Consider the following 1,048-nt stretch of genomic DNA (forward strand, 5'->3'; position numbering starts at 1 on the left):
GGTTCGGCGGCATGTACGAGTGCCGCGACCGACGCGCCCGCCCGGCTATCCGTCGACAGGGCCCGTACACCGTGGTCGCCCGTTCCCGCGGCGGGGGAAGAACACTCCGCCGCGACGGCGATGAGCCCCCGGGGCGAGGGTCCGGCGGCAGGTACGAGTGCCGCGACCGGTCGTGTTTCGTCGTGACAGGCCCGGCTGAGTTCGGCAGCCCTGACGCCTGGCGGCCGGCGTGGCGGCCGGGTTTGAACACCGCGCCGGCGACACGCCGGCGCGGCGATCGTCACGACCGGCACGTTCGCGGCCATCCGCCGGCCAGGGCCCGGTTTGAGTCCCGGCCCTCGGGCTAGCCGCTTCAGTACCGCCCCCCGAAGGCGGGGGCACTGGCGGAAGGCGACCGAACCATGACGACCGGCGCCCTCATCATCGTCCTCGTCGTCGCCGCTGCCGTCGTCGCCGCCGTCGCCCTGGCCGTCCCGGCCCTGCGGCGCCGCGCGGCGACCGGCGGTCGCGGACTGCGGCGGCGCTTCGGCCCCGAGTACGAGGCCGCGGTGGCCCGGCACGACGGCGACATGCGTGCTGCCGAGAAGGACCTCGGCGAACGGCTGCGACGCCACAAGGACGTACGGACCCTGCCCCTGCCGGCCGGGGTCCGCGAACAGTACGCCGTCCGCTGGGCGGGCATCCAGGAGCGGTTCGTCGACGAACCCACCGGGGCCGTGGCCGACGCGGACCGGCTGCTCGGCGAGCTCGCCCGCCAACGCGGCTTCCCGGCCGACTCCTGGGACGACCTCGTCGAATCCCTCTCCGTGCACCACCCGCACACCGTGCACGGCCTGCGCGAGATCCACCTCGCCGCGGCCCGGGCCCGCGCGGGACAGGCACCCACCGAGGAACTGCGCGAGGCGCTCGTCCGCGCCCGCGGCCTCTTCGAGGACCTCGTCACGGCCCGTCCCGAGGACCGGCCTCCCCAGCGGCACGCCCGGCGCGACGGACCGCGCCCGGCGAGGACGACGGCAAGGACCGGTATCAGGAAGGAGGGCGTGTGATG

Annotated in this window: 1 protein-coding gene; it reads left to right on the top strand. The window is 75.7% G+C overall.

Translation table 11 applies throughout. The annotated features are described in order from the left end of the window. Positions 1 to 401 precede the first annotated feature (401 nt). Positions 402 to 1,046 (top strand): hypothetical protein, encoded by a 645-nt coding sequence (locus AB0K09_RS33745; RefSeq protein ID WP_366069194.1) that lies wholly within the window; start codon positions 402 to 404, stop codon positions 1,044 to 1,046. The last annotated feature ends 2 nt before the right edge of the window (positions 1,047 to 1,048 follow it).

This window comes from Streptomyces sp. NPDC049577, assembly GCF_040675635.1.
GTDB lineage: Bacteria > Actinomycetota > Actinomycetes > Streptomycetales > Streptomycetaceae > Streptomyces.

Coding starts and splice junctions, on each gene's coding strand:
- AB0K09_RS33745 (WP_366069194.1), top strand. CDS start 402: ATGACGACCGGCGCCCTCATCATCGTCCTCGTCGTCGCCGCTGCCGTC.